Annotated in this window: 23 protein-coding genes and 2 pseudogenes; 6 read left to right on the top strand and 19 right to left on the bottom strand. The window is 49.8% G+C overall.

The features are described from left to right. The 3 genes from WW58_RS05785 to WW58_RS05775 all read right to left on the bottom strand — a co-directional run. A partial coding sequence (locus WW58_RS05785; RefSeq protein ID WP_288143412.1) for an SEL1-like repeat protein occupies positions 1-873 on the bottom strand: 873 nt, incomplete at its 3' end. Between the two features lie 53 nt (positions 874-926). Next, a complete protein-coding gene (locus WW58_RS05780; RefSeq protein WP_046436071.1) occupies positions 927-1,292 on the bottom strand; it encodes a hypothetical protein in 366 nt (121 codons plus the stop codon). Between the two features lie 133 nt (positions 1,293-1,425). Further along, the gene (locus tag WW58_RS05775) at positions 1,426-1,665 is read right to left on the bottom strand and encodes a hypothetical protein (RefSeq protein ID WP_215833571.1); all 240 of its coding nucleotides are present in this window, start codon (positions 1,663-1,665) and stop codon (positions 1,426-1,428) included. Positions 1,666-2,075: 410 nt separating this feature from the next. On the opposite strand from WW58_RS05775, the gene WW58_RS05765 reads away from it, so the two are divergent. Then, positions 2,076-2,492, top strand: coding sequence for a hypothetical protein (locus WW58_RS05765; protein ID WP_046436066.1), 417 nt, complete (start codon positions 2,076-2,078; stop codon positions 2,490-2,492). A gap of 43 nt (positions 2,493-2,535) precedes the next feature. Beyond that, the gene (locus WW58_RS05760) at positions 2,536-4,158 is read left to right on the top strand and encodes a serine/threonine protein kinase (RefSeq protein ID WP_046436064.1); all 1,623 of its coding nucleotides are present in this window, start codon (positions 2,536-2,538) and stop codon (positions 4,156-4,158) included. A gap of 54 nt (positions 4,159-4,212) precedes the next feature. Here WW58_RS05760 and WW58_RS05755 read toward each other — a convergent pair whose 3' ends face one another. The 3 genes and pseudogenes from WW58_RS05755 to WW58_RS05745 form a co-directional block, all read right to left on the bottom strand. Next, positions 4,213-4,932, bottom strand: a complete 720-nt coding sequence (locus WW58_RS05755) for a M48 family metallopeptidase (RefSeq protein ID WP_046436062.1) — start codon at positions 4,930-4,932, stop codon at positions 4,213-4,215. A gap of 8 nt (positions 4,933-4,940) precedes the next feature. Next, a pseudogene (locus WW58_RS05750) lies at positions 4,941-6,355 on the bottom strand (type I restriction enzyme subunit R domain-containing protein). Positions 6,356-6,568: 213 nt separating this feature from the next. Continuing rightward, positions 6,569-13,303, bottom strand: coding sequence for a DUF3320 domain-containing protein (locus WW58_RS05745; RefSeq protein WP_215833573.1), 6,735 nt, complete (start codon positions 13,301-13,303; stop codon positions 6,569-6,571). A 108-nt stretch (positions 13,304-13,411) separates the two neighbouring features. Between WW58_RS05745 and WW58_RS05740 the strand changes: the two genes are divergently transcribed. Continuing rightward, complete coding sequence (locus tag WW58_RS05740) at positions 13,412-13,882, top strand: hypothetical protein (RefSeq protein WP_046436058.1); 471 nt, start codon at positions 13,412-13,414, stop codon at positions 13,880-13,882. Between the two features lie 307 nt (positions 13,883-14,189). Here WW58_RS05740 and WW58_RS05735 read toward each other — a convergent pair whose 3' ends face one another. Next, positions 14,190-14,756, bottom strand: coding sequence for a hypothetical protein (locus tag WW58_RS05735; protein ID WP_128153684.1), 567 nt, complete (start codon positions 14,754-14,756; stop codon positions 14,190-14,192). After that, complete coding sequence (locus WW58_RS13115) at positions 14,749-15,333, bottom strand: hypothetical protein (RefSeq protein ID WP_128153685.1); 585 nt, start codon at positions 15,331-15,333, stop codon at positions 14,749-14,751. The genes WW58_RS05735 and WW58_RS13115 overlap by 8 nt, the downstream gene beginning before the upstream one ends. Before the next feature lie 293 nt (positions 15,334-15,626). On the opposite strand from WW58_RS13115, the pseudogene WW58_RS05725 reads away from it, so the two are divergent. After that, positions 15,627-15,896 (top strand): annotated as a pseudogene (locus WW58_RS05725) (restriction endonuclease); the annotation flags it as partial. A 135-nt stretch (positions 15,897-16,031) separates the two neighbouring features. Here the strand turns inward: WW58_RS05725 and WW58_RS13110 are convergent. The 11 genes from WW58_RS13110 to WW58_RS13090 all read right to left on the bottom strand — a co-directional run bounded on the left by WW58_RS13110 (position 16,032) and on the right by WW58_RS13090 (position 24,032). Beyond that, entirely contained in the window at positions 16,032-16,199 is a 168-nt protein-coding gene (locus WW58_RS13110) for a hypothetical protein (RefSeq protein ID WP_153816455.1), read from the bottom strand. Then, positions 16,190-16,357 (bottom strand): hypothetical protein, encoded by a 168-nt coding sequence (locus WW58_RS13105; protein ID WP_153816449.1) that lies wholly within the window; start codon positions 16,355-16,357, stop codon positions 16,190-16,192. Before WW58_RS13105 ends, WW58_RS13110 begins: the two co-directional genes overlap by 10 nt. A 27-nt stretch (positions 16,358-16,384) precedes the next feature. Further along, positions 16,385-16,519, bottom strand: a complete 135-nt coding sequence (locus tag WW58_RS13100) for a hypothetical protein (protein WP_257227976.1) — start codon at positions 16,517-16,519, stop codon at positions 16,385-16,387. After that, positions 16,513-16,872, bottom strand: coding sequence for a hypothetical protein (locus WW58_RS05720; protein WP_046436051.1), 360 nt, complete (start codon positions 16,870-16,872; stop codon positions 16,513-16,515). Before WW58_RS05720 ends, WW58_RS13100 begins: the two co-directional genes overlap by 7 nt. A gap of 36 nt (positions 16,873-16,908) precedes the next feature. Then, entirely contained in the window at positions 16,909-17,790 is an 882-nt protein-coding gene (locus tag WW58_RS05715; protein ID WP_215833575.1) for a DUF932 domain-containing protein, read from the bottom strand. A gap of 315 nt (positions 17,791-18,105) precedes the next feature. Then, positions 18,106-19,071, bottom strand: coding sequence for a type II toxin-antitoxin system HipA family toxin (locus WW58_RS05710; protein WP_046436048.1), 966 nt, complete (start codon positions 19,069-19,071; stop codon positions 18,106-18,108). After that, a complete protein-coding gene (locus WW58_RS05705; protein WP_046436046.1) occupies positions 19,061-19,396 on the bottom strand; it encodes a HipA N-terminal domain-containing protein in 336 nt (111 codons plus the stop codon). The genes WW58_RS05710 and WW58_RS05705 overlap by 11 nt, the downstream gene beginning before the upstream one ends. Further along, positions 19,393-19,617, bottom strand: a complete 225-nt coding sequence (locus WW58_RS05700) for a helix-turn-helix domain-containing protein (RefSeq protein ID WP_046436044.1) — start codon at positions 19,615-19,617, stop codon at positions 19,393-19,395. Before WW58_RS05700 ends, WW58_RS05705 begins: the two co-directional genes overlap by 4 nt. A gap of 256 nt (positions 19,618-19,873) precedes the next feature. Beyond that, the gene (locus tag WW58_RS05695; RefSeq protein WP_102734757.1) at positions 19,874-20,428 is read right to left on the bottom strand and encodes a hypothetical protein; all 555 of its coding nucleotides are present in this window, start codon (positions 20,426-20,428) and stop codon (positions 19,874-19,876) included. A gap of 357 nt (positions 20,429-20,785) precedes the next feature. Continuing rightward, complete coding sequence (locus tag WW58_RS13095; protein WP_215833576.1) at positions 20,786-21,835, bottom strand: hypothetical protein; 1,050 nt, start codon at positions 21,833-21,835, stop codon at positions 20,786-20,788. A gap of 1,138 nt (positions 21,836-22,973) precedes the next feature. Then, on the bottom strand, positions 22,974-24,032 hold the full coding sequence (locus tag WW58_RS13090; protein WP_215833577.1) for a hypothetical protein: 1,059 nt from the start codon (positions 24,030-24,032) through the stop codon (positions 22,974-22,976). A gap of 757 nt (positions 24,033-24,789) precedes the next feature. Between WW58_RS13090 and WW58_RS05675 the strand changes: the two genes are divergently transcribed. Together WW58_RS05675 and WW58_RS05670 are read left to right on the top strand one after the other, a co-directional pair. Beyond that, positions 24,790-25,830 (top strand): hypothetical protein, encoded by a 1,041-nt coding sequence (locus WW58_RS05675; protein WP_046436037.1) that lies wholly within the window; start codon positions 24,790-24,792, stop codon positions 25,828-25,830. Then, a complete protein-coding gene (locus WW58_RS05670; protein ID WP_046436036.1) occupies positions 25,820-26,638 on the top strand; it encodes a nucleotidyl transferase AbiEii/AbiGii toxin family protein in 819 nt (272 codons plus the stop codon). The genes WW58_RS05675 and WW58_RS05670 overlap by 11 nt, the downstream gene beginning before the upstream one ends. Positions 26,639-26,878: the final 240 nt, after the last annotated feature.

The following is a 26,878-nucleotide window of genomic DNA, read 5'->3' as shown; positions in this document are numbered from 1 at the left end:
TTGTTCCGCTGTTTTTGTAAGCCAGGAAATGGCAAGTTGAGGATTTTTCGGAATTCCTCCTTTCCCGTTAAGATAGTAAAGTGCCAAGGCATTCATGGCTTGGATATGACCCAATTCCGCCGCTTTCCGGTACAACTCGAAAGCCTGCCGTTCATTTTGTTCCACCATATTCCCCTGTTCATAACATTGGGCCAGAATATACAAGGCCTTGGGATGATTGAGATCGGCCGCTTTCTTCCAGTGTGAAAAGGCTTTCTTCATATCATCATTCAAGGCGTAGGAATCACCCAGCCATAACAAGGCTTCCGTATCATTTTGTTCCGCCGCCTTTGAAATCCATTTCATGGCTTCATCGTGGTCTTTCCGGCATCCTTCTCCGGAAGAATAGAAGAAACCGGTCATAAACTGTGCACGAGGCAATCCCTGTTCGGCTGCTTTCAGGAACCATCCAAAGGCTTGTTCCATATTTCTTGTCCCTGAAGTTCCTTTGGCTTCCAGCAGCCCCATGTTGAATTGGGCGTTTGCAAATCCCTGCTGAGCCGATTTAAGGAACCATTTGCGAGCTTCGGCATCATCATGATCAACGCCAAGGGCTGTCGTATATGCTACTCCCAAATTGTATTGAGCCTTGGCATGCCCTTGTTCCGCCGCTTTGCGAAACCAGAGAGCAGCTTGCTTACCATTTTTGTCCGTTCCTGTACCGAAGGCATAGCATCTGCCCAGTTGAAACTGGGATTCCATGTCCCCCTGCTCAGCCTGCTCCTTTAATACATTAAAATCAGGTAACTGTTCTGTGCCGGATAACGCCGAAATGGGTAAGGTAAATGCAACAAAAGTACAGGCGAAAACATTGTTCCAGTTCATTATTTTCATGTTGTGAAAGGTGAGTAACTATGATTATTATAGAGATAATGATTGCGGGGAGATTATTTCCTCTTACCCCACAGCCATGCCAGAAAACCACCAATGGGTATAATACTCAAAAAACCGGGGCCTCCCGATGAGATTCCAACACACACCCATACTAGGAGCGCTAAACATGTAACTCCTTTCCTGAAGGCTATTAAATCTCTATTTTTCCCAGCGGTTGACTCGTTCACTTGCTGATTCGAGATAAAATCTTCTTTTTTATAATAAGGTAAACATTTCTCTTTATCGTAGGTTTTTTTAATCCTTACGACTACATCAGTTCTTTCCTTGTAGAGCTTGGAAAGGACCTGTTCGCCTACGTCAGAGAGGAATACACTGTATCTTTCTCCAAGCATATATAAAGGAAAGGGCTTATGATCCATTAGGTAGGAATAATGAAGGTTATGAAGGCATTCATTTGAAATTCTGTTTTCGTAGTCATGTTGCTCCTGTCCCTCGTTTTCAATTGCGGTTCTTCTCAGACTACGAGGAGAAATTAGAATCGGGTGAGATGGCTTACATCCTCTGCCCGTTTGTACGGACGATACCCTTGCCGCCGCAGTTGACGCAGGTGATATTTCCGAACTTGCCGCTGCCGTTGCAGGCGGGGCAAACTTTGACTCCATCTCTTTGTCGGCATGCGGTGTAGTCGTTGGCAGACGGGGAAGCATCCGGGGATGACAGACTTGCATGGGCTGCCGGAACACAGAGGAAAGCGGCTATCAAAGCCATGAGGGAGACGCAAAATGTTTTCATTGGTGGAGGGCTTTTGGGTGAGAGGTTAAATGAGGAATGAAACAGGCGGAACATGCGGTTTCTTGTTCTTTCGAGCCGGACGCAGCCTCTCTGCTTATCCCGATGACAATCTCCAGAAGAACCTGCCGAAGGGAAAGGTTACGGGAGGCCATTCGTTTCAGAAGATACAATCTGGCTTCATCGCTTAGCTTCTCGATTAGCTCGGTGATATCGCACTGCATATTCGCCATACGGATATTTTTTATATCTATATACCCCATTTTGTCAAATAGTATTATAGCTATTATGGAAGAATAGATATTATTCAGAGAACCTTGTTATCACTTATCCACCTTCTTCTGAGGATGGTTTTCCCGGCATTCGCCTCTTGGGAATTGACGCGCAATAGCGGAAAAGCTAGTATCACGAATATGAGTTCAGATTCCAAACCGCAGATGGAGTTGAAAGCCGACGTCAAGCGTTGGCTCAAGGCCCGTGGGCTGGACTATAAGTGGTTGGCTGAGCAATGCTTCGTCAGTGAAGTGACCGTCTACAACTGGATGGCCAAGAAAAAGATTCCGGAGGTCAAGGAACACATCATTCGTTCCCTGATGACGGAGATGCCCGTGACTCTTCCGTCCGTGAAGGTGGAAACGGAGTCCCGCGTGATCCTGCAACTACCGCCGGATGTCCAGGCGGCTCTGGAGCGCAAGGCCCTCGACAGCAAGATGACGCTGACCGATTTTCTGGCGACAAAAATCAATGAGATTGTTCGCGAAGGGACTCCCGCCTCTCCTTCCCTGGTCGATGAAATCGAACGCGAGGAATTTTCGAAAGACAAGGATTGATTTTTTCCGTACTGCCGGGGCATGATCGAATCATTCATCCGCCATGCATGAAGCCCCCGTTTTCCTTCCTCCCGGTCAAAAAGTTGGTCCTTACGCCATTGAGCGCGTCCTCGGCCACGGGGCGAACGGTATCGTATATCTGGCCCATGACAGAACGCTGGACAGAAAGGTCGTCCTCAAGGAACATTATCACCAGGGGCTTTGTCGCAGAGATCCAGAGACTCACCTTCTGGTTCCGCTGAACGAAGAAGTAGCTCATACCTTTACCGATTCTGTTGACCAGTTCATCAGAGAAGCCCGCTTGATCGCTTCTCTGGAGCACCCCTCCATCATCAGGATTCATCGGGTATTCAGCCTTTCGCCCACCACCTGTTTTTATGTGATGCCTCTTCTTGAGGGCGGAACCCTGCGGGAGGTCATCCACTCAGGCAAACGCATTCCTCCACGCACCCTCCTCTCATGGCTTCAGACTCTGGTTTCGGCCCTCGATTGTCTGAATCAACATCACATCGTCCATCTGGATATCAAGCCGGGCAATATCCTCTTTACCGGGGAAGGCCAGCCCGTTCTGGCCGATTTCGGCACCGCTTCTCTTCTCCCTCCTCATGGCTCAGTCAATATCCTGGCTCATTCCGCGTACTCGGCTCCGGAATTGTTTACGGAAGACGCCGCACCCGACATCCGGGCGGATCAATACTCCCTGGCAGCGTGCTTTTATGAACTGATGACCTCCTATCCCTGGAACACCATGTCCGGAAAGGTCGGTGAAGCACATGCGGGAGAGTTATTGGTATCACTGGCCCAAAAAGAGAAATCCCTGAGATGCGTAAGCTGTCTTCTTGTTCAAAACCTCTCCCTGAAGAGGGAGGAACGGTCTCTTTCTCCAGAAGCGTGGCTGACCGGGATGAATCATGCCCTTCGCAGCGATCGGAGGCGAAGACTCCGGAGCAGAATTGTGACAATAGCCGCTGTGATGCTCGTCACAGGGGGAGCGCTTACCTGGGGACTTTATGAGACAGGCGTTTTGACGCAAGAGATCAGGAAAACTCCTGAAGATCTTCTTGTCGAAGAACTGCTTCAAAATCCGGAAATCGCGGCATTCAACCGGGAATCCCGGGAATTTCATGATTATTATAGCCGCATGTTCCTCAATCTGGCCAACAAGAAGGAAACTTCCGTCCGGAAGATGCTGGAAACCATCAACGCCGCCAGAAACGCTGAAGATCTGGAACAAATCAGACAGGCATGGCGCAAGCAGCAACAGTTTGACAACATGACCCTGCTGGCGGCGGAACGCGTGTATGCCATCAAGGGAAAAGGCCTTGCCCAGCAATATAAACATCTGACTTCACCCGCATGGTTCCGGAGCTGGAAGCAGAATCATCCCGGTTCCTGTTCCGACGATGTTCTCCCGCCGTCATCCCCGCAGCTCCTGCCAAGGATATTCCCCCATCCCCCCCACAATCCTTCCTACCTCAGTGAAAGCTGTCTCCGCATCAACACCGCTTCCAGCAACGTCACTCACGCTCTGGAGAAAAAGGCACAGGAATTCGGCATTTACAAAACCTCTTATCCGGACGGAACTCCCCGCAATCCGAAAATTTCAGATAAGACGGATTTGGGATCTCCGGTTCAGAATAATGAATCTTTCAAATTAACGAGGTAAAAAGACAAAAAGCTTCCAATCTTCATTCAACGGGCATTCTGGAAAAGGCTCCATTTATTTGGTCATCCCCTCCCAAACCTCTTCGTCCAGCGGAGCCTGGTTTAAGACATCCTTCAAATGCTCCCACGTGGGCATGTGAGCTGCCAGAAGAGCTTTGAATCGGGGGGTGTGGTTCTCTTCAAAGAAATGAATCAGTTCGTGCAAAACGACGTATTCGATGCATAAAGACGGCTTTTTGATCAGGTCCATATTGAGCTGGATGCGATGAGCATCCGGAGCACAGGAACCCCACTTCGTCTTCATTTTGCGAATCGTGAATACTGGTATTGTCAATTCGAGGCGTTTGCACCATTTGGCAAGCAAGGGAGTTACCATTTCCCGCAGCTGACGGCGGTACCACGCATGCAGGAGTTCTTCCCGATTGCCGGCGGGTGTATCGGCATAAACGTTCATCATAAGGGATTTTCCCTTCCGCTCCATACTGTAGGGGCTCCCCGGACGGATATAAACTACTTTCAATCGATAGCGGCGGCCCAGAAAATAATACGTTTCCCCCGATTCATACGTGCGCCGGCTCTGACGCACCTGATCCTCGAATTCCCTGCGCCGGTCATGAATCCAGCTCAATCTCTGTACCGCAGCCAGCCGCACAGCCTCCTCATCCATGGCCAAAGGGGCGGTGATCACGACTTCACCGGCTGGCGGGCAGACCGCCAGCCTAAGGTGCTTGACCCCCTTTCTCACGATACGCATGTTGACGTTCCCTACCTTCATGGTTTGCCCTAATACTGCTTCGCCAGATTGAAAATCTTTTCAATCGCTTCGTCATTGATATCGAGACCGAATTCGTCCGCCAGCTCTTCCAGGCCTTCCTGAATCAGAAATCTGGCTTCCCGATAACGTAATGAAAGAGGGTCTTGAAATCCCGCCTGCATCTCGGCACACTTTCTGTCCATTACCAGAGCGAATTGCTCCGGGAACCGTTCCGCATGTCTGCGTGGAACAGGAGCATTGTCGTATAAGACCTTGAGTCGTGGCGTATTGATCGATTGCGCGCGAGGTTTTTCTCCGTACTTTATCTTTTTTGCAAGATCCACCACCTTCTCCAGAAAATCCTTGTATTCGACAATTCCTTTTTTGTGGTCTTCCAACAGCCTGACCAGCAATGTTCCCATGCTGTCGTAGAATCTGGGGTTGAGTGATCGTTTTTCCGTGATTTCCTTTTTCAGGTTATTGCTGATGCTTTCCGCTGCGTGTTTGCCCGTTTTCCGCTCGGTGTCGCGGATGATTTCTTCCGTCCGGTTGACCAGCAGTTCCACCATTCCCATATCCTCCAGCGTGGAAACACTCTCCGCATCCGATGCATGGACGTAGGTATCGATCAGATTGCGCATTTCCGCCTCATACATTTTCATATCGATGTAGTCTCCGCTTGCCAGTTTGACGGCGTCCCTGGCATTGGCAAAGAGCTCAACCTCCTCCCGGATCAGGACAATCTGCTCTTTGCTGTACCCGGCCAAATCAAGTTCATCGCAAACTTTGGCATAGGCTCGCATCAAAGCCGCTGTTCCCCTATAGAGTTCGACGCGCTGCCGCTGATGTTTCTCCAGGTTTTCACCCATACAGAAATAATCCAGATATTCATCCAGACCCTTCGGCTCCTCGACGGGTTCGCAAAGAGCGCGCAGACGGTCGAGCCGCTGCGCCAGCAGTTTGTTGGCTTCTGTGAGCCGCTCCTTGAGCAATCCCTGCACATCAGCGGATTCATAATTCTCGAAGGCTTCCCCCGTGAAGGACTTGACAGCTTTTCCCAGGCTTAAAAAGAGATCCTTGTAGTCGACGATATAACCGAACTCCTTGCTCTCGCCGTCAAGCCGATTGACACGGCAGATCGCCTGAAAGAGACCGTGATCCTGCATTTTTTGTCGATATACAAATAAGTGGCTGGAGGAGCGTCAAACCCCGTCAGCAACTTGTCGACCACGATCAGCAGTTTCATGCGCCCCGGCTCCCTGATGAACATCTCCTTCACCTTGCTCTCAAACTTCTCGCAGGAGGCAACACTTGCCGATTGAAAGCCGAAATCCTGCAACATTCGTCGACAGGTCTCATATTTGAACATCTCCTCGGACTGCTGCGCCGCTCCCATTCCGGCTGTTCTTGCAGCTTCGTTGGAAGCGATATACGAGCTGACCACGGCACACTTGCCTCTTAACTCCGTCCATTGAAAAACCTCGTAAAACCGGAACGCTTGATTCTAATGCAAAAAAATAGAGTCAAAATAGAGATTACCTATGTAACACTATGGGAAATGCATCCTGATGCGTAAAGACGTTTGGAGGAGGAGGATGGCTGTGAGTCGAGTCATGAGAGAGCAATCAGATATGCAAATATGACGAATTCGCGATTTTTAGTTACGATCACCGTTGTGGTGTTGGACAGACAGTCGGATCACAGCTTCGAGGCGCGTCCTAGCGCCGGCGGCTAGACGTCGGATTCCAAAGGTTCTTGCAAGCTCAAGAGGAACATCCTGCACCGGGGTAGACGGCAGTGCGGCTTTAAGCTCTTCGAATGCAATTTCCTCAATCTTTCTGGTGCTTTCCTCTGATGTCGGAATTCTGAATTTGACCCAACGATCAGGCAAGCCGTCGTCGCGCCAGACGAAGGAGCCGCCGACCTGATCCGGCTTGATGTGAAAATACCGCTTTGCGATTTCAAGAACGCGCTTATGAATCACGTTTCCACTTCGTTGGAATCCATGTGCTCGTGCAATTCGATTAACCAGTAAGCTGTCGAGAATAGGACCTTCCTTCTCGACGATGTGCCCGATCAACTCCATGAGTATGGGGTCGTAGTCCGAATCATAAAATCTTAGAGGTGACATCTTTGACAAAAATGACGTGAGATCTGTCACTTCGTAGAAGGAAGATTTCGGCGCTTCAGATGGTGTAACGGTTGGTCTGTGGTCGGATGTTTCAGAGCTGATGGGATCTTCACGAACCGTTAGCGTAGAAGATGAATTTCCGGCAACAAATCTCGGCGTCTCTTCGTCGGCAAGTTCAAGTTCTCTGGCATTTTCGGCTGCTGAGATGGCAGTAAGCAGCTTTTCCATTTCCGAATTTGCGTTGTGCCACCAGTCGGTGGACCAAATCCGGTGGAGCGTCCAACCCAGCCCCTCCAAAACCGCCTGTCGCAGTTTATCTCGATCCCTTGCCGTTGCAGCGCGGTGATAGGTGGCACCATCACACTCCACACCCAGCAGATATCTACCCGGTGATTTTGAATCCACGACGGCAAGGTCGATCCGATAGCCGGAACATCCGACTTGGTGATGGACATCGTAACCCGCAGACCGAATCCTATCCGCCACCATGCGTTCAAATTCCGAATCGGCCTCGGCGTTGGTGGGGATACTGGTTGCGGCAATCAGGGCACGAGGTCCGCGTTCGGCATATTCAAGAAAGTATTTCAAATCTTTGGAACCTCGTGCACGCGTCCGGGTAAGATCGATTTGATCTCCTCGCAATCCGCTGAAAACAAACATCTCATGCTTGGCTCGGGTTACTGCCACATTTAGGCGGCGCTCGCCACCATCACGGTTTAACGGACCGAAATTCATTGAGAGTTTACCGGCTTCGTCCAAACCGTAGCAGATTGAGAAAAAGATCACGTCGCGTTCGTCGCCTTGAACGTTTTCCAGATTTTTCACAAACACCGGCTCGCCTTCCACTGGCGGTTCATCGCCAAAATGAGGCTCAATCTCAGGATACTTGCGACGCTCTTCATCCAGAAGGTTCTGAATCAACACTTGCTGAGCCTGACTGAAGGTGATGACTCCATATGAGCGGGGCGGTAGGGAAGGATTCCGGAGGCGTGAAACCAACTCCTGCACCAATGCCTCCGCCTCCTGCCGGTTCGTGCGAGATTTACCCTTGTCGTACCGGGCATTCGGAAGGTGCCGGAAATGTACGCCCTCGTTCTCGATCTCAGGAGAGGGGAACGTCAGGAGGTCATTTTCATAATATTGCCGGTTGCTAAAGGTAATGAGCCCCTCGTGCCGGCTGCGGTAGTGCCATTGCAAACGCTTATGGCGCAGTCCGTGGGTCATTAGTTCATCGAGGATGCTTTCAAGATCCTTGTGCTCCTCGGGAGTCAAATCATCCTCGTCATCCATATTGGTGGAGAAGAAGTTCGTCGGCGGGAGTTGCTTGGGATCACCAACGACAATTAGCTGCTTGCCTCGGGCAATGGCTCCGACTGCATCCCAGACTGGAATTTGTGATGCTTCGTCGAAAATCACGACATCGAAGGGCTCGTGGGATGCTTCGAGATATTGAGCCACAGAAAGCGGACTCATCAGTACACAGGGTTTCAAGCGGGGCAGCAAGGTAGGAATGTGCCCAATCAACTGCCGCACGGGGATATGGCGCATGCGTTTACCGATTTCCTTTCTCAACAAACCAATTTCCGCCTTGGGAATGTCGTCCATTCCATCCTCCCTTGGAATGCCGGCTGCAAGCCGAGCCCGGATCAAATCCTTGGAAAGATTGGCGAGATGTTCGTCCAGTTCCCGGAAACGTTCGATTCGTTTGTTGTGTTCATTACCAAAAAACTCCCGGAGAGCGGATTCCTTCTCGATGATTGCGAAAAGTAGTCCGCGCCGGAAGCTCCGTTCGAATAATCCTAAGACCTCGACGTCTGTTCCTTCCGCAGATTCCAGCTTCTCAACCAAGGGCGTTAATCCGAGGCGAATCGCTTCTTGACGGACTTTTTGCCACGAACACCATTCCCGTATTTTCGGCCATCCGCTGGCAACGCGCTCAGTTAGGGCAAATGTAGCAGCCAGGTAATCGGAAGCCTGATTGAGTTCTTCCCGCCTAAGATGAAGTTCTTGACCGTATCGGTTCAAGTTCTCATTGAAGGCTGACCATTGCTCCCGGAAGCGCGCCATACGCACGCCTATGGCCGTGTCTGCCGCATAGAATGTCGGGCCTTCCGAGAAGAGGCGAGCAAGAAGCTGCCGAAAGGAATTGAGCCAGTCGAAATTCTCACCTGCAAATGCGACCATTCGGGCATGAAGGGTTTTACCCCAAACTTGTGCCTTGGTGACCGCCTGTGCATCTGGTTCCCCCTTCTTCCAAAGCACACCGAGGCACTCCTGAGCGGTGGATGCTGCCTGAGAAAACGCTGAATTAATTTCGCGAAGTCGGGGCGCAGCTTGTAGGAATGTTTGCAACATCGTGGATACTGCCGGCAAATAATCAGGTGCCTCCTCAAGCGGGACTCGATTCCATGCGCCCGCTGTCGCAAATGATTCGAATGTAATATCAAATGCTTTGAATGCATCCTGCATGGCAGTCAACAGGTTGCCGGTCGGCATTCCTGCGGCAAATGCCAAGGGGCCGGATTGGAAATGTTCAACCAGTAGGTTTTGTATTGAAGAGCTCCAGGCGGCATCGGCCCCGGTCAATTTGCTCATACGCTGATGCAAGGTTTCTCCCCATGACCGTATTCGCTCCATTTGTTCGATATCTGGCTCGCCTCCTCTCCAGCTTTTTCCTAACATCGCTTCAGCAATTGTGTAGATGGAGGCAAGTTCCTCATTGATATCGTGCAGGCGAATCGCAGAAAGAATCACATTGCCTATTTCCGATTTATCGAGTTCGATCTTGCCGGACAAGGCTTTTCTGAGATTGCTGCGGACTAAAGCGGTATTCAGCACTTTCGGGAGGAACCATGTTGACTGTGCCTTTTGCCATTTCTGTTGGAGCCGGTTTAGATCAAGAGCCAAGAGTTTTGTTTCCTCGTAACCGTCAAGTTTAGCCCGAATACCAGATCGTTCGCGCACCAGGGAAATCCAGTGGTCGAGCGAGGGCGACCAAGTCTCCCAGGAAATCTTTGCAAAGTCAGTGCCGACTTCATATGTATCCAGCAGGCTTTCGGCCCATGCGACCAGATTAATTAGTTGTTCACGCGTGATTTGCATCGCTGGGGCTTGAAGCCATCTAAGCATGTTGTCTGTCGCATTTGCCGCCGATTTCAGCAAGTCTTCAAGTTCCCGTCCCTTTTGGAAAAGCTTCTCTGCTGCCTCCTGAGTGTCTCCTTCACACTGAACTGTCACGGTTCCGGCAGGACGGGCAATATACAGTGGAGCCAAAGTTGCACGGAGTTCACTCCGTTCCTTCGCCAATGCGATCCAATAGTTCAGATCTGCCGAAAGTCGAGACCATGGGCTTGTTGCGAATGCTGGCCCCACGGGTTCGGGCGAGAGCAACGATTCCAACAGTGAATCGAGGCGGCACAGACCATCCTGCGACAGAACACAGTCAAACTGCATCCATTCCAGCAAGTCTCGGGATGCTAGGGAAACCTCTTGGCACCTTCCGGCGAACTCTGTGTTTAGATCCAATGTCCTTTCTGCCCATCCAGGCGCCCACTCTTCGCATGCAAGTGGTGCAAGAGTATGATTCGCCAGCGGCATTAGCGGACGCGAGCGATCCTGCATGAGCTTCGCCACTTCCCGGGCACGTCCAAGCATTTCGGGCGTAGTTTCGAGAATGGCCTCCCAGCCATCCATTTTCACGACAGGCTCGTCCTTGCGCACCAGCAGATAATCAAGACATTGGTGAGCACTGAGGCCACAAGGAGTGCGTCGGTGGAGGGCGCGGGTGTAAGAATTCAATGCAGTTCGCACTCGTTCGAGATCCGAGGCTTGATGCTCCCAGTCCGTGGTCTCAAGGTCTTCGACGAATTTCAAGCTGCGGTTGAACTGGGCAAGCACGTCCGCCTTCCCGGTCTTGTTGGAATGTAACTCAAGACAGAACGGTTCGAGTCCGTCTTCGCGCAGGCGTCGATGTACCACATCGAGCGCGGCCCGCTTCTCCGCGACGAAGAGTACGCGTTTTCCGACCGCGAGGCAGTGCGCAATGATGTTGGTAATGGTCTGTGACTTGCCAGTGCCGGGTGGGCCTTCGAGTACGAAATCGTGCCCGTCCGCCGCAGCCATTACCGCTGCGAGCTGGGACGAATCCGCGCTACGGGGGCAGAACACGTCGCGTGGATGGAACCGGTCGTCCAACTCGTGGGCACGGATGTCCACCGAGGGATTCGGAATCGGCGTGCCTGCCTGGTGGATAAGGTGGTTGACTATCCTGTTCTTGGTGAGGTCTTCCAGGCGGTCGGAGAGGTCTTTCCAAAGCAGGAATTTGGTGAAGGAGAATTGGCTCAGCCAGACTTCCGGCTTCACTTCCCAGCCAGCAAGATCGCGCACGGAATCACGGAAGAGCCGAAGAACGTGATTCACATTCACTCCGCACTCATCCTCTGGCAATGGATCAAGTCCGGGAACTTCCTTTTGAAAGTTTTGCCGAAGCATCTCCATTAGCGTGACATTGATTCGTGTCTCCTCATCAATCCGGCGAAGGGTGAAGCCTTCGAGGACAGATTTGCGTTTCAGTTCCACCGGCACCAACAACAGGGGGGCTCGATGGATGCGATCACTGTGCTGTGTCTCACGCCACTCCAAGATGCCAACTGCGGCGAAAAGGGTGTTCGCCCCTTTCTCGTCCAGCGCATTCCGAGCCGAACGGAAGAGTTCCGTTAGACGCTGGGCGTGTTCGCTTTCATCCATATGCGTGTGCAAACGCCCCTGGCGAAGCTCATCCTGCAAATAATCCTTCACGGCATCGGCGCGTTGCTCCTTGGTGAAGGTTGCTGCATTGCGCGGATCCTCCTCGCTCATCACCTTCGGCTTCGGCCGCAGGGACAACTCGCGCTCCGCAGCGAGCGCGTCCTCCACATACTCAGGTTCGGAAAGAATGCGGATGGTCGATTTCGTTTCTCGGAAATTCAGAAGGCGGTTGCGTAAGCTGAGGTCTAGCAGACGGCTTTTCCAAAGGTCAATCCTATTGACGGGCTTCGCAGGGCCACCGTCAGGGATGGGGATATCGTCGGGAAATTCACGTGAACCAAGTCCGCTCGAAGCTCCACTCGTGGGTGACGCACCTGGTGTACCCGGAATGGTGAGTACCTGACCTGGCATCAGAAGCGGCAAAATCCTCGCGGACCGCGATGCATGGACATCGAGAGCAAGTCGGAATGGCTTCTCGGTTATGAGATGCGGCTTGGCGAGCCGCTCGGCATCTTCGAGTGTGCCCGGTTGGTCGTTGGTCACGGTGGTCGTCTCGAAGACAGCGATCAAGTCGTCCGCCTCGAATTTTCTGACCTGTTGCAAATCATCACCTGCAGGTTCCGGAAGACTCCGTGCCTCAAGCCAACAACCGGCATAGGCGTGACCATCGTGAATGAACACGAAAGGTCTCAATCCAGACTGCTCGCAACAGGCGGCAAAGAGCAGAGCCAGATCAAGGCAAGTGCCAAAGCGCTGGCTGACGATTTCCGATGGAAAACGAACCTTCTGCCCGCTGGTTTCAAAGCTTGCAGGAGGATTGATGTAACGGATGCCTAGCTCACCAATGGCTTTGTATATCGAGGCAACCTGTTCCCATGCTCTCTTGCGGCTCTTATCCTGATACCCATTTAGCCCGGAACGGCCCGTGGCTTCCTTTAACACATCGGATGCCCGGCTTAGAATAGTCATCACCACCGGGTCGTTTGGTAGCACGAAGGCAGCCAGAATTTCCGGCAAAGCTACCAGCCCACACCACTCATTTCGGGCAAGAAGTGTAATTGGCTCCGTGATCGACTGAACGACCTCATGGCCGTCCAGCATCTCCACCTTCAACCATCCGGCAACCTTTTCGTTCAGTTCGGCGAGGAAATCGTGACTCAATTTCAGATTCAGATTCGGCGGCGAGACCCTGAATTCACCGGCAGGTTCGATGGATTGAAGTCGAATTTCGGCGGACGGCGCGAAGGCGGGTTCGGTCGTCAACCGCAACACCAGGTTCTTCCTCGCCACGCCGTTGTTCTGCAAGCGCAACTCCTTCACCACCGGAATCGCGTTCTGTTGGAACGCGTAGTTGATCGAATGGTCGTAGATGAGAGTGAGATGGGGTTGAGGTAGGACGAGTGAAACAGTCGAGGACCACTCCGCCAACGTTTCTGCACCCTTCTTCAATTTTAGGAGAATTGTACCATCGCGTTGCTCGGGAAGCTTGAGAAAAAATTCCGTTTTCAGATCCACTACAATTTCTCCAAGCGACTGTGTGGAATGCGCCGGTAGCGATAAAATTGGCAAAGTCCTCGTTGCAAAGAATGTGGGCTCGCACGAAACATCCAACACAAGTTCCTCATGCAACTGCTCCCCTTTATTCACCACGCTCAGCGCGCCGCAGAGCCGGAAAGATGTTTGATTAATGGTAAACTCGCATATTGTGGAGAGGGGATCGTCGAATTGGAAGCTTATAGCTGGATGATTGGGCATACGTCATTAAAAAAGCAAACTGTTCTTATTGCTTGGCCTTTCGTGCTGCACTGCCCACATTCAGTGAGCAAGAGCTTCGATGGACGATCTAAAGCCAAGACATTTCCACAATCTGGAATTAAGGAGTTGACAAATAGTGTTCAATTTGATCTTTTAAATCAAGGCGAATTCGGTCTTCTTGAAAAGAAATCTTCTGACAAACACTATACATTGCTTGATGTTGCCCTCGTCGCGACTCCTGTAAGGCCTTGCGAAGAAGGAGCAGATGGCAAAGTATTGATTACTTTGCTGGTGTCCGGGGTTCTGTTTGCCATCGTCATAAGTGATTGTTTTGAGTAGCCCTGGAGTTGTAAGGGAGACCATGATTTAACGAATGTCCAGCCCATCTCCAGTGCCCCGCAACGCTTCATTTTGATAAGTCGTAGAAAGCGTATTCTCCTGTCAATGCTGGCACAGATGCAGTATAACCGTACATCGTATTGTTACTCCAAATCAAAGCATGGAAAAATTCAATCTCCCGAGTGTTGAGCCGTACGCTGCCGCTGGGAATAGAGGTGAGTACTCCCTCAAACAACACTTCAATTCATCATAAAATACTTTCAATAAATGTATTGCGTATTTTTTGTACAATACAGTTGTTATACGATTACAATTTTCCCAATAATTTCGGATATTTCTTCCGCATCTCTTCGTGATATCCTCTGTCAATGATCCTCGCAGGGAGACTTTTAATGGCTTTCTCCCTCTGCTCGTTATCGGGATTCACCTCCAGATAGCATTCCAGATCGTTGCTGAGACGACGGACATCCTGAAGGATTGTCGTATTGTAATAGGTCAGAGGTTCCGTCACTTCCTCAAAAACAAAATCAGCCTGTCCCAGAAGGTGCGTCTCTTCAAAAGGAAAAGCCGACATCAACAGTTCTGAATTATTCACTCGGAACCCCAAGGGGCCGGGTTCCTTGAAATTCTGTGTATAATGAAGAGAAGAAAGGGGAGAGTGGCTCCACCGAATATCTGCATTATTCATGAAATTGATTATTTGCTGAATACCAATGTCCCGTGGTTTTGTCACATAATGGCGTTTGACAACTTTTCCGCGCTTGTGATTTTTCTTCAAAACGGCCAACAAAGAATCTGCGTCCCGTAGGCCAATGATGCGTCCTCTGCGGTAGATAATAGAGTCTTCTTCCTTGGTTTTGAGAGCCTTATTCACTTGTGATAATGAAATCTGTCCGGATTTCTTCAGGATGGAATTGTATATGTGCTTCTGACTGGGAAAGAAATTGCAGTTCAGCAATGTCTCTGCGACCTGAATCGCCACGCCCGTATAGGGATTCTTCATGGCAACAGGTAATAGCTTGTACTGATTTCTGAATTCGTTTCTCATCATGAAAAATCCTTTCCATAAAAGAACTCCGTTTCCACAAAAGTCGACGCCACATAAATTGTGTTGCTCCAGGGTTTCCAAATTTTGTGTCGAAAGATAGGGAGTAATGAGTAGTGGAGGGGAGAAAAAAGGCATCCTCCAAACTGCTGGATGAACGACAATTCTTTTGTTTGAGCTCTTTCAGTACCTTCAGAAATTTCTTGGCTGTCAGTCGTTCTACTTCAACAATAATGAAATTGCGTGTTGTGCCAAGAGCAGAAGGATTTTTGCCGGAAAATTCGAATCTATCCTGATCGGAATCGGGATCAATCTCATTATCAAAAAGAGGGGACTGAGTTTTAAAAACCATACGTCCCTCCAAAAAGGAACGGTGTGATTGAAGAAATGTTAACTTACACTTCATGGCAGCAATTATAAAACATGCTGCAGTAAGAACAATACCTCAAATAAACGTAATTCTTTTGTAATCAATCATGAAATTTACTTTCGCAAGATTATCTTCGTGATGAAATACATCCCTTTTCTTTTCACTCGTCATCCCACCTATTTTTCCTTATTCCTCAAGGCAAAGGAATAGGATAGGCATAAGAGGTGAGCAGTACTCCCTATGGTGGAGATGGAGGCGTTGATGTGCGAGGCATTATGACGGTACATGATGTCATTCATATCAAGTTGGCGGTATAAGCCAAACGATGGAAAGCCAACGTGCAGTCTCCTGTCGTTCAACAACTTCACGGCAGTCTGGGAACAGATGAACGAGGCTTGATTGTGACGACTTCCAATTTTTCCAGAGGAGCCAGGGATGAAGCGAGGCGTACCACCTCCCATACCCCCATCGATTTGATTGACGGCGACCAATTGGTTTCTCTTCTCGTAGAATACAATCTGGGAGTCAGGAAGAATCGTTATCAGCTTCTGGAACTGACTCCTTCCTTCTTCTCTGATGAGGAAGAAATACAGATCTGACAGCTAAAAAAGAGGAGTCGATTGGACAACCTCTTGAGCGCCTTCCTCAGACGACATATCGTCCTGGAAGGCATATCTCATCGTCGGGCGATGAGAGTGTAGATGGCCTGCAGCAGCTGGGCGAGGATCATGGAATCAGCGGGGTGGATGTTGAGACCAGAGATCTTCCTCCTCTTCCTCATCAAAGGAAGGAGGACGAGAGCCGTTCCTCTGCTTGTTCCGGATGAACTCGCCAACCTTGTCCGAAGCATAGCCCAGCAGGATGCGGGTGAGCTCGAACAGGATGATTTTAATCATGGGCATGGCGTTTGTGAGTGGGTGACGGCGTCGATGAGGATTTGCTCCAAAGCCTGGACAATGGCCTCAGCGCCTTTTTTGTACACAACGACGGCGAGCAGTTTCCCATTGTGATGGAGAACCGCCCAGTAGCGCGTGCTCTTGTATTTGACGATGTGGTACATGGTTCCGGTATCTGGATGGATGTTTCTTCAACAAAGGTAGAACCACAGAAGCAGCCCTGCCATTATCAAGCCGAAGGCCAGCACGATTCCCCATTTGAGGAGTGCGAACAGCCACGGGAACAGGAACCAGCCTGCCACAGTCACGAGAAGAAAGGTCAGCATACGGATGATGGGTGATGATGATCTTCCTGTTCGATGACAGCCCAGAAACCGGTTGATGCCCGAGTATTCCTGCCGGCCAGCCGGATGTTGCCCAGGTAGGCGGCCCACTTCAACAGGGCTATTCTCCCGTCCCAGGTGGGATGCCAGGTGCGGGGGAAGACGAAGGGATCGTCTTCCTCCGTTTGGCGGATGAGCAGTCCACGGTGTTCCAGCAGGCGAATGATTTGCCTGACCCGTCCCCGTTCTTCCGGGTGGAAGGAGGCGATCAGCTCATCGCTCGTTTGTCCGGATACGGATTGCGTGCGGATCAGGACGGCGGCTTGCGCTCCCGTCAATGAGCAGGATGGATTCATGAGATGTTTCCTTTCCTGTTATCTTTTTTATTACACTCAGGCGATCAGGCCGCAGACGGAATCGCACAGGCCGTGCAGAGCCTGGCTCCGTTTGGCAGCCACATGCGGGTTGACGGCCTTGAACTGCTCCGTGAAGGCGTTGAACAGGCTCCAGACGGTGCGGGGCCGGAATTCCTCATGAAGCGGCTCTCGCCAGTACCTGATGACTTCCGGCAGAACGGTCGTCGTGATGGCCCGGCAGTCGACCGCCCGGATCAGAAGATCATGAGCCGCCTTGTCGGTCAGTCTCTGTCTTTTGTAGGCGGCGATCCGTTCGTCTTCGCGGTGGAATTGCTCTCCCAGCCTTCCGACGGCGCGGGAGGTCATGAAGCGCAGATCCCGCACGGCGAACCTCGTATGCTTCCGGGAGAGTTTCACTTCTCCGGTGAAGGCAAGGTTGTCGCAGACGAAGACGCGCGTTCCCATGACCAGGGAGGCCGGGAAGGTCTTGTCATGGGAATTGCGTATGCCGACAATCCACGAGTAGTCGTCGGGGCCATCGTCAGGACGCAGGATTTGGAGAACTCCGAAATACCGCTTTCCTTCATGGCTGAGGGCATGGGTGGTTTCCCCGATCCCGAAGCCGTGGGCGGTGAGCTGGGATTCCACTTCCTTCAGAAGGAAGTCGTGGGGAATCGGGAACCACGATTCCGTACAGGACGGGGTTTCCACACGGGACAGAGTTCTCCTGTCGATGACTTCAGCCCCGCAATGGAGGAGAAGCCCCTTACGGAATACAGTCGGAGGAACTACTGGAGCCGTTGCCGGTTCCGGCATGATGTTTCTCCGCTGGAGGTGAGCTGCCTGTCTGGTATCTTCCAAAGGCAGGATGTGCCGGGCTGTCGCCGGACAATGAGGCAATGCGATGATAGGATACATATTGATGATGAAATATGGGTTGAAACGAAAACACCCGCTCCCCTGCGAATGGGAAACGGGTGTTGAGGGATGAAGACAGAAGCTAAATGCCTGTCTTCAAGTCTATATAACGGGCAGCCGGCAAGAATTGCTGCCTACCGCCAATCGTCTGAGTGAATGGAAAGATGTCGGGACTGTTCTCCTGAACTTGTCCGATACTTGTATTGAGCTTGTTCGGAACTTACTCGGTACGGAATTGCTTTCAAACCTTTCCCTGCAATCTGTTCTCTACAAGTTTCATTTCATGATAGGGGGCAAGGAAATGGCAGGTAAATTTCATCGAAGGGTATTGTAGCGCGTTCTGTAGGAGAGCATGTAGGCTCGTTTGGCCGGGGGAGAGAGGAATGAGCACTTCACTAGGGTCTCTACTTCTTCTCTGGATTTCATCAAATGGTCGATGACTGTCCTAATGCGTTTGTCCTGCATCCCCAGTTGCCGTCCGAACTCTTCAAACAGGTTGCGATTCGTGTGCGTCGATGCGCCTCGAAACAAGCCGCCGGACAGGGCGAAATCGCTGTCCTGAATGTGCAGGCTTGTGTTGAGCAGATCGTACGCGGGGGACAAGGTCATATCTCCCTGAGGAGTTTCCAGTACGGAAAAATTCTTCAAATGCGCGTCGCCGTTCGAAAACAGATAATTGAACAACACCAGACGGAAGAAGCGTTCCATTTCAATTTTCCACGCGGGGACGTAACGCTGGATGAGCTCTCCCATTTCCAGGTAGGAGTAATCATATTTGAAGTTGGAACCGCCCTGGGCGGATGTTTTCCCGGCCAGTGAGGCGAAGTCTTCCTTGCGTAGTTTACCGCCCTTCTGAGTAATGTCAAATCGCCGGGTGATATAGGCTGGTTCTCCGGTCTGAAAAAAGCATAGTCCGTTGGGAGCCGTTGAAATTCCGAATAGCTGAGCGGCAATTTGCATGGTCACGTGTTCGTTGGCCGGCATGTCGGAAGCCCGGGCGAGGCGTGATGAGATTGGCTTCAGAAGATGCGTTCCCTGTTCTCCCGACTTGGTCAGACGGATTGTTCCCTGGTCAACAAGAACAGAGAGTTTTTCCTGAACCCCTGAGATGGAAATATGCTCGCGGTTTTTCAGAAACTCTTCCGGCTCTCCATGAATATCGGGGGCGTCATAAGGAAGAATCGGAGACACTTTTTTACCGTCGAACAGTTTCCGCAATCCGGCCGGGCTGTAGGAGGTGAATCCGGGAACCAGCGTCGAGGGGCAACGGTCAATGTTCATCGTTGGTATAAGGCTGTACTGTTAATGCTCCAATCGTATCATCATGACCTGTTGCAAGGAGCAGCCCGAAATGATCCTTTTCATCCAGATGGAAATGACGGCACTGAATTTCCTTGTTGACGCCTTCCGAGAGCATGTTGAAGAAAACGGGAAATAGATGGGGGGAACGGTACTCTTCGGAGGTTTTAGGCATTGTCAGGCTGATGGGAGGAAGCTCTTCTCTCATCAGGTAGGAATCCAGATACCGGAATACATAGCTGGAAGGGGATTCTTCTGTCAACGTTCCGGCAGGGATATTCCGCAACAATACAAGGGCGTTTCTCATGATTCAGGCCCTTTCATCACATCGGTTCTTTTGGGGCTCAACGACATTTCCAGTCCCAGTACATCGAATAGTTCCATCAGGATTCTGAATGTCGGGTTGGCCTGCCCAAGTTCGATTTTATTGAGCGTATTGATCCCTATGCCGGAAAGTTCGGACAAATCCTTCAGGGTAATGCCCAGTATCCGGCGTCGTTCTCGAATGTATGTTCCGATATCACTCAAATTCACAATACAATGTGAAATATCATGTTTTGAATGTTCTGTCTACTCTGTTTTCTGGTAAAATCACAATATGATGTGATTTTTGGGAACCGAAGATATCTACTACTGAACAAGAGCTTGCTTTGAAAAGAAGTGTTTTGGTGATTAGAGCCGGAAAACTTCCCGGCTCAGGAATTTCTGGATACGGCAGATAAAACAAGACTCCGTTGCCGGAGCCCTCCATGGAAAGGCTCCGGCAACAGGGATATGCAGATGTTTACCGCATTTCAGGTGCAGCAACCTCCTGAAGTCGAGCACAGCTTCCGAAGGAAGGAGCCTTGCGGGATGTTCCTCCTGATTTTTCTATCAGTTCGTTGATCAGGGAAGATGCCTCCAGCTTGTTCAACTGTGAGGCTCCCTTGCCAAAGCAGAGTACGGCCAGATCATGAAGTTCGGAATTGTTGATCCCGTTTTTACGTGCCAGCGATAGGATAACCTGCCTCTGTTTTTCCGAACAGCTCCACGCCGGTTCTTCGGGGTGAGATGTCTGAGGATTCGAAGACGGCGGCTCAGGCAGCCGTGAAACCTGACGCATGGCAGGAAGCGGAGCGCCGGATATGTTTCCCGATCCATAGGAGGCATCAGGGACAAATCCGACCCGCCGGATCTGGGTATCTACAGCGGACTGGAGCGAGCTGTAGAGACGTTCTGCGGCAAAATCGAGTTCTGACGTATTTCCGATCTCCGTTTCGATGGAGACTTCAAACTGATGGGAGGAATACCCCGGCAGGCCGAGGCGCTTGCTGTAGTTGGCGATGAGTTTGATAGCCATGATGAATTGATATTATTGATAGTTAATGATAAAGGCCTCTGCACGCAATGCATGTAGAGGTCGGGAAATGGCGGATACTTGTCCCGCTCATCTTCATATAACACCATCGTCACCTTAATTGAGGGAGGAAGGGGGCTGATGATTCCGATCAAATACCTCATTTATAGCAGAAACCAGGCTTCCGATGTAATCTTGCGGGGGGCGGCTCCGCCCCCGCTCGCTGGTTCTCTTTTTTCTTTTTCGCTTTCTCTCAAAGAAAAAAGAATCCGCTCGACGACGCAAGATTTAACACGGAAGCTCCCCTTCCGCCTCACCTTGAGCACACCCGTTAAAGGCGTGCCCAAGGTGGCCCTCCCTTCAATTTAAGGGAGCATGATTTGAATTCGTTTTTACCAAGGCATGATATCTTCCGGCATGTCTTTTCACGTATCCTTTTCTCTCCATTCTTCGCATGAAATTGACCGTTTCCACACCAAGGTTTCGGATGGGCCATCCCTCCGGCATAATGAGAGCTTTCAAGGCTTCCTCCTTGATTCGGCTTGCTCTCAGCAGGAGTTCACTATCCAGAGCTTCAGACCATAATCGCAGCTTACGATCCATATTAAGGACGGAAAACCACCATAGGGCTATGGAATCGGCAGAAGGCAATGGTTTGCTTAAACTATTCACCAAGTCCTCTATTCGTCCCCGTGAATGCTTAATGACATGATCAATGAGGCGGCACAAGTCATCCAGGCTGCTACACATTCGTCTTTTGCATGCGCCTTCAGGAAAATCCGCAACAAGTGCGCCTCTATTACATCTGAGCTCAAATTTGAAGATGTCAGCTGTCTTGGCGTAGCAAACAAGTTCCATGCCATTACGCGGATATCCATGGCAGGACACGAGGCTTTCCTGATCGTCCTTTCCGCAATCAATGGCGCCTGCCCGCTCTCCGTGTATTCTAAATCGATTCTTTTTGAAATGCTTCTCAAAAAATGGCTTCATCTGATTGACGATGAATGGAGCATTCCCTGCGGAAAGATAATGGTAGCAGACTTCCATACCTGCAAGAGTAACGCTTACCCCGTTGTCCCAAATGCTGCCCACAGGATATTTTTCTTGTTGGGTTTGGAAGTAAGCTCGCTTGATGTCCTCCCATTCCATATCAATCACAGCATTCAGCATCTTTTTGAGGTTAGCAGTGCGTTGTGCAGCAGTAATGGGTTCTGCTAACCAGTTAGCAGATTTCTGATCGGCAATAGCGGGATTACTAAAATAAATTCGAGAGAACTGCTCTTGAGCCGTCTGTTGATCGGCGGTTCCATCTATCATCCAGAGATGATTTCTTAGTGTTCTCAGAAGGTTTACTGAGATATACATGGTTATGAGGATACTTTCCTCTTTCTGGCTGACGACAAGCTCCACATGGGAAAGAGGTGGGGGGACCTCCCTTAACGAAGGAAATGGCCAGAAGGGTGCGAATTGTCCAGGCAATGAACAATGGTTGACAGGAGTATTCCGAGGCCTAGGCCCTCCTTGATAAGGGGACGGTAAATAGAGGGTGAGCTTCCTGGTCGACAATTTCAGTTCATTCTCCCGGGATGTTTTTTGGTGAACGTTGTGCAACAGGCTCTTCCCCAAAGCATGATTTGAAGGATTGCCCTCCAGATGTTTGATGAACCCATGTAGATCGGTTATGCCATGCAGAGCTGTCTTGACGGTTAGAACGATTTCGTCAGGCAGGGCTTTTTCTTGAGAAGGAAGTGGACATCCCCAAAAGAAGGTATCCCAAGTGCATGGGGTGTGAGAAGGGACTGCTTGGAATGGTTGCTCAGTTTGGTATGTATTTTCTAGTTCACAGAGAGCCTTTGTCTTGGGCTTCCGGATGGATCTGCATCTCCGAACCATACCGAAGAGGGATGGATGACCTCGCTGTTTCAAACGCTGTTCCGTTGCGTGAACGTCTACAAAGCGACTTTTCCCGATACTCAGGACACATAGAAGCCCCTTTTTCTCCAAGTTGTAGACTGTTCTGCGGCACGGGATGGCAGAAGGAGGGAACAAGGAAGGAAAAAGGGACAATTTGACAAGGGTTGTTTTCCCTAATTCATATTGGAAGCCCTTCTGCAGGGCCTGCGCTTCCAAGCATGTCTTCAATGCCGACAGATGTATAACCCTTTCTTCATTTATTCTTTTGCAGGGAAGAATTCCTTCTTTGATCCATGAATAAATGAGTACCCGGGAGGGTGTAGAGCCTAATGAAAAAATCTCGTTATTATCTACGAATTCTTTGATTCGACAGCATTGAGATTCCGATATGGAGGATGCCTGTGCTGACCGCATCCTTTCGGAATCTACTCAGACTGCGGGTAATTTAATCAACTATCGGACATGGAATTTCCTCTCCTGACTTTCAGTCACAAGCAACTTACAATGAATATGCCAAATATCGAGCACGTCCCATATCCGTAGTACATGAGAAACGGATACAGAGAGGACATGGTTCCTGCATGCCGACTTTTAAAAACTCAATGGTTCATTTTCCGAAAAATGAAATCCATTTTTACGAAGTCGGAAACCAGCCGAATCCCCAACGAGTCAAAAGCTGTGCCAACTTGGTATTGGATGAACATTTGGCTCCTCCTTCCTGCAACCCGGAAGAAATGGACAGGATTGAAAAAGAGTCTTTCTTGCAGGAGTTGGGAGGCGCAAACAATTGAAGCCATTTTTCACGTACATCCCAGCGAGTGAAATTCTTAAATCCTTTTTCCGCACACAGTGCGATGAAAACAAGTTTGAGGGCACGCCAGCTATTGACTCCATCGTGTTTTTCTGCCGGCAGGATCGTATCCATGGCAAGAATTCTGTCTGCTTCTTTGGCTATTTCGGCGGAGGTGATATCCAACGTCCAACCCAATGTGTCTCTGGCGTCCAATGGAGATTCATTTTCAAAATCTTCAACGGGCGTTTCCAGGAACTTTGCGGCCTTTTTCAAAGGCAATGCCCTTAACATGCCAGCAGCTCTACGGAGTTTCAGTATCAACTGTTCGCATTCCCGGGGTGTTTTAACGATGGATTGCGCATATACAGCTTCGCTTCTCAATACCTTCTCATCATCAAGAGAACAGTTTGAGTCGAACAGAGGGTGTGATTCGAGTCTAATACTTTCATCGCAGTACAATTCCCAAGGCAAGGAGTAGTAAAGGTTCAGATACTCTTCCGAAAAACGTCCGTATTCATCTACTACACCAGCATCCTTGATTTTTGAGGTCAGGAGCTGCCTGGGGAAAAGAGCCTGCCTGTATTGAAAGGAAGATGTGTGGATCTCCATGCGAATGGGGGCATTTGGGGAATACCTCCACGCACGCAGATATCCTCCTTTTTCTCTGAGGTCCTTTTTAATTTCTTTAAGAAGCGTTTCTTCTCTGTGATTTTTTCTCACAGATACCCCCGGATTTGTTTTTGAGTTTGCCAGGATTTCTCTCCAGCTCCTTATAAGACGATCTCTGGCGGAAGATACCCGCTTTTGTTTTCCCTGTGGCGTTTCGATAGAGACAGTCTCCGAGTACTCCCAATATTCGGATTGGAGGGAAGGTAAATGAGCTCGACCTTGAGTAGTCATGATTATAGGTGGTTTAGATTAAGATGAGGCCTTCCTCAGGCAAGAAGCAAAATGGAAGCTTAATATTTGATTATTATTTATCAACGTATTACGAATAAAATTCGATCTATTCCTCGGTAGTTCGATAGTTGTCAGGAAGTTCGGCTATATGGGTAAATTCCAGAGGGATGCATTCAAAACAAGCATCTCCCATACAAGTACCTCAATACTGCCGTATCGGTCAATTCATGACCAGCTCCGGAATTTTCTTTCCGGGCTCATCACCCTCCTGGGGAACTATCCATGCCTGGATTGAAGACAGATGCCTTCCTGTAAAACGGATAGGTAAGACGAACTACATAGATATGAAAGCTCTGTCTCAACGATTGGCACGGCAAGCCCTCGGCAACGGGTTCCGATACGTCATGGAAGAAACCGAGCTTGTCAAATTGTCTCTTTTCCCGAAAGGAACCGATTTGTTCGACAGTTCCTCCTGCCCCTGTCGCAGAACCGTCTACAACTGGGAAAAGAACGGCATGCTTTGCATCCTGTGCCTTGGAAGCAGCCGGTTTGTCGACCTCAGGGCAACGAGGGAGCGCTTGCAAAGGGAACATTCATCCTCTCATTGACATAGTTGCCGTTGCCCCCTTTTTAATCATTCACTCAAAAACTTTAGAGCTCGAATTTACTCTATAGGTAGAATTTACTGACGCAGTGAATTTTGAATATAGAGTAAATTTATGTTGTGCATACAAAGCAGATCAAGTAGAAAAGTCCTATGGAGTCAAGGCAGGAAGCATCCCTTATTTCTACAGAAAATGAATTGCGTGAGGCATTCGCAAAGCTTCACGATACATGGGACTTTCCGCGACTGTCCATTGAGTCAACCAGAGTGGTTCTTGATTTTGAGGAATATGATGATGCCGGGAGGCCGCAGGGATACATTGAACTGCCGACGGTTTACAGGCTGATGCCGCCTCGAAATCTGGATTCCTTTAGGGATCAATTACTCGTTCTTCCCTGTATTCCAGCGGGGCCGTTCGTTAAAAAAGCCTTGGAAGCTCATGTTGCCGTTGCTGATCCCAATGGAGCGTTTTATTACAAAAAAGGGAAAGTTTATTTTGGCAATACTGGAAGCCCCTTGAAACGATTTCGATTCAACAAAGGCGCCAAAGACCTGTTCTCCGGTAAAAGCGAACGCATTGTCCGGGCTCTTCTTTTCAATGTTTCCAAAAAATGGAGCCAAAAGGATTTGGCCGAATCAACAAGAACAAGTACAGCCTTGGTGAATAAAGTCATCAAGGGGCTGGAAGATAGGCAATTTATTGATCGTCATCCTTATCGGCAAGTTTCTCTTCTTCATGAACGGGAGTTGTTGGACATATGGCATGAAAAGCGCGCTCATCAGAGAGTTGTCCGGTATTCCATTGTAGGAATCGGTATTGCCGAACTGGCTGATATGTTGCTCCAGTGGGCGGAGAAGAACGGAGCCAGGGTAGGATTTACACAATGGGTTGGAGCCTGGCAACGCGCCTCTTTTACGGAACCAGTCATTTGTAGTGCCTATGTGTCTCGTATTCCGGATTTGTCTGAATTGTCTCCGGGGTTGGTGGGAAGAAGAGTGGAACAAGGGGGAAATCTGCTCTTGTTCTATTCTGAAGATCAGGATGTCCTGCGTCAACTCCAACGTTCCCGTCATGTCCCGCTGGTTTCGGATGCGCAAATTTATATCGATTTGAAGGGACAGGGGCTGAGGAGTGAAGAAGCCCTGGAGGCCCTTGAACAATGTCCGGATTTTTGCAGGAATCATGAAATTTAATCATTATACCAGCTACAGCGAAGTTATTACGAATCATGCGGGAAAGGTACTTGCCTCCCTGTGGGGAGCCTTGGAAAACTATCGTCATGGCATGGTTTTAATAGGGGGCCTGGTGCCCAGGTTCATCTGTTCCGGCAATATGAATACCACTCTCTTGAGGCCGGTGACTCTTGATGTGGATTTGGGAATCAGTGTTGCTGTAGACGGGGACATGTCACCTATCGATTGGAAATTGAGAGCATTGGGGTACCGGGAAGATCAGAAGGAAGGAGGACGTTTTATAGCAGATATAGATGGCATTCGTATCCCTATTGACTTTCTCACAGAACACGTCCACCCCACCAGTTCGATAGAAATAGCCGGAATCAGAGCCAGTAATTTGCTGGGCGTTAAACGGGCTATCGAGTCCTCCCGCAAAATCATGTTTGAAGTTCCGGATGAAGAGGGGGAAGCCATACAGGTTCCTCTGCGTGTTTGTGAAGCAGGAGCTTTCCTGATGCTTAAGTTGCGGGCGTTTCTTCATCGCCGCCAACCCAAGGATGCCTACGACCTGTACTACGTCATGCGTTACTACGATGGGAAACATCAGGATGGCTGGAATATTTTCCAACAGTTTGCATTCGAGAAGAAATCGGGCAATACGGCAACACAGGACGCACTTCAATGTCTGGAAACCTATTTTAGCAGGGAAGAAGACGAAGGTCCCTCCAAAGCTGCCGATTTTGTGGGGACACACGTTTCTTCTGAAATGGCTCTGGAAATTCGTCAAACTCTCGTGACTGCGGCAGAGGCTTTGTTGCGTTGTTAATGAAGCAATTTTCAGTAAAAGAGGTATCGGAAAGAGTTCTTGCGAGTGATTTCTTCTTATCCACTGTCTGGGAATATCTGGTTTGTCAACCTCAGTACGACGAGGGAGCGATTACAAGGGGAGCATTTATCCTCTCATTGACAAAGTTACCGTTGAATATTCTTCACGTTCGTCATCAATTTTAGCGATTTTTGCACACTTGTTTCATTTTGAGCTGATTTTTCCTGCAATTCTCGCTAA

It is taken from the genome of Akkermansia sp. UNK.MGS-1, from assembly GCF_000980515.1.
Classification (GTDB): Bacteria; Verrucomicrobiota; Verrucomicrobiia; order Verrucomicrobiales; family Akkermansiaceae; genus Akkermansia; species Akkermansia muciniphila.
The sequence above is the reverse complement of the archived record's forward strand: the minus strand, read 5'-3'. Positions and strand labels throughout refer to the sequence as shown.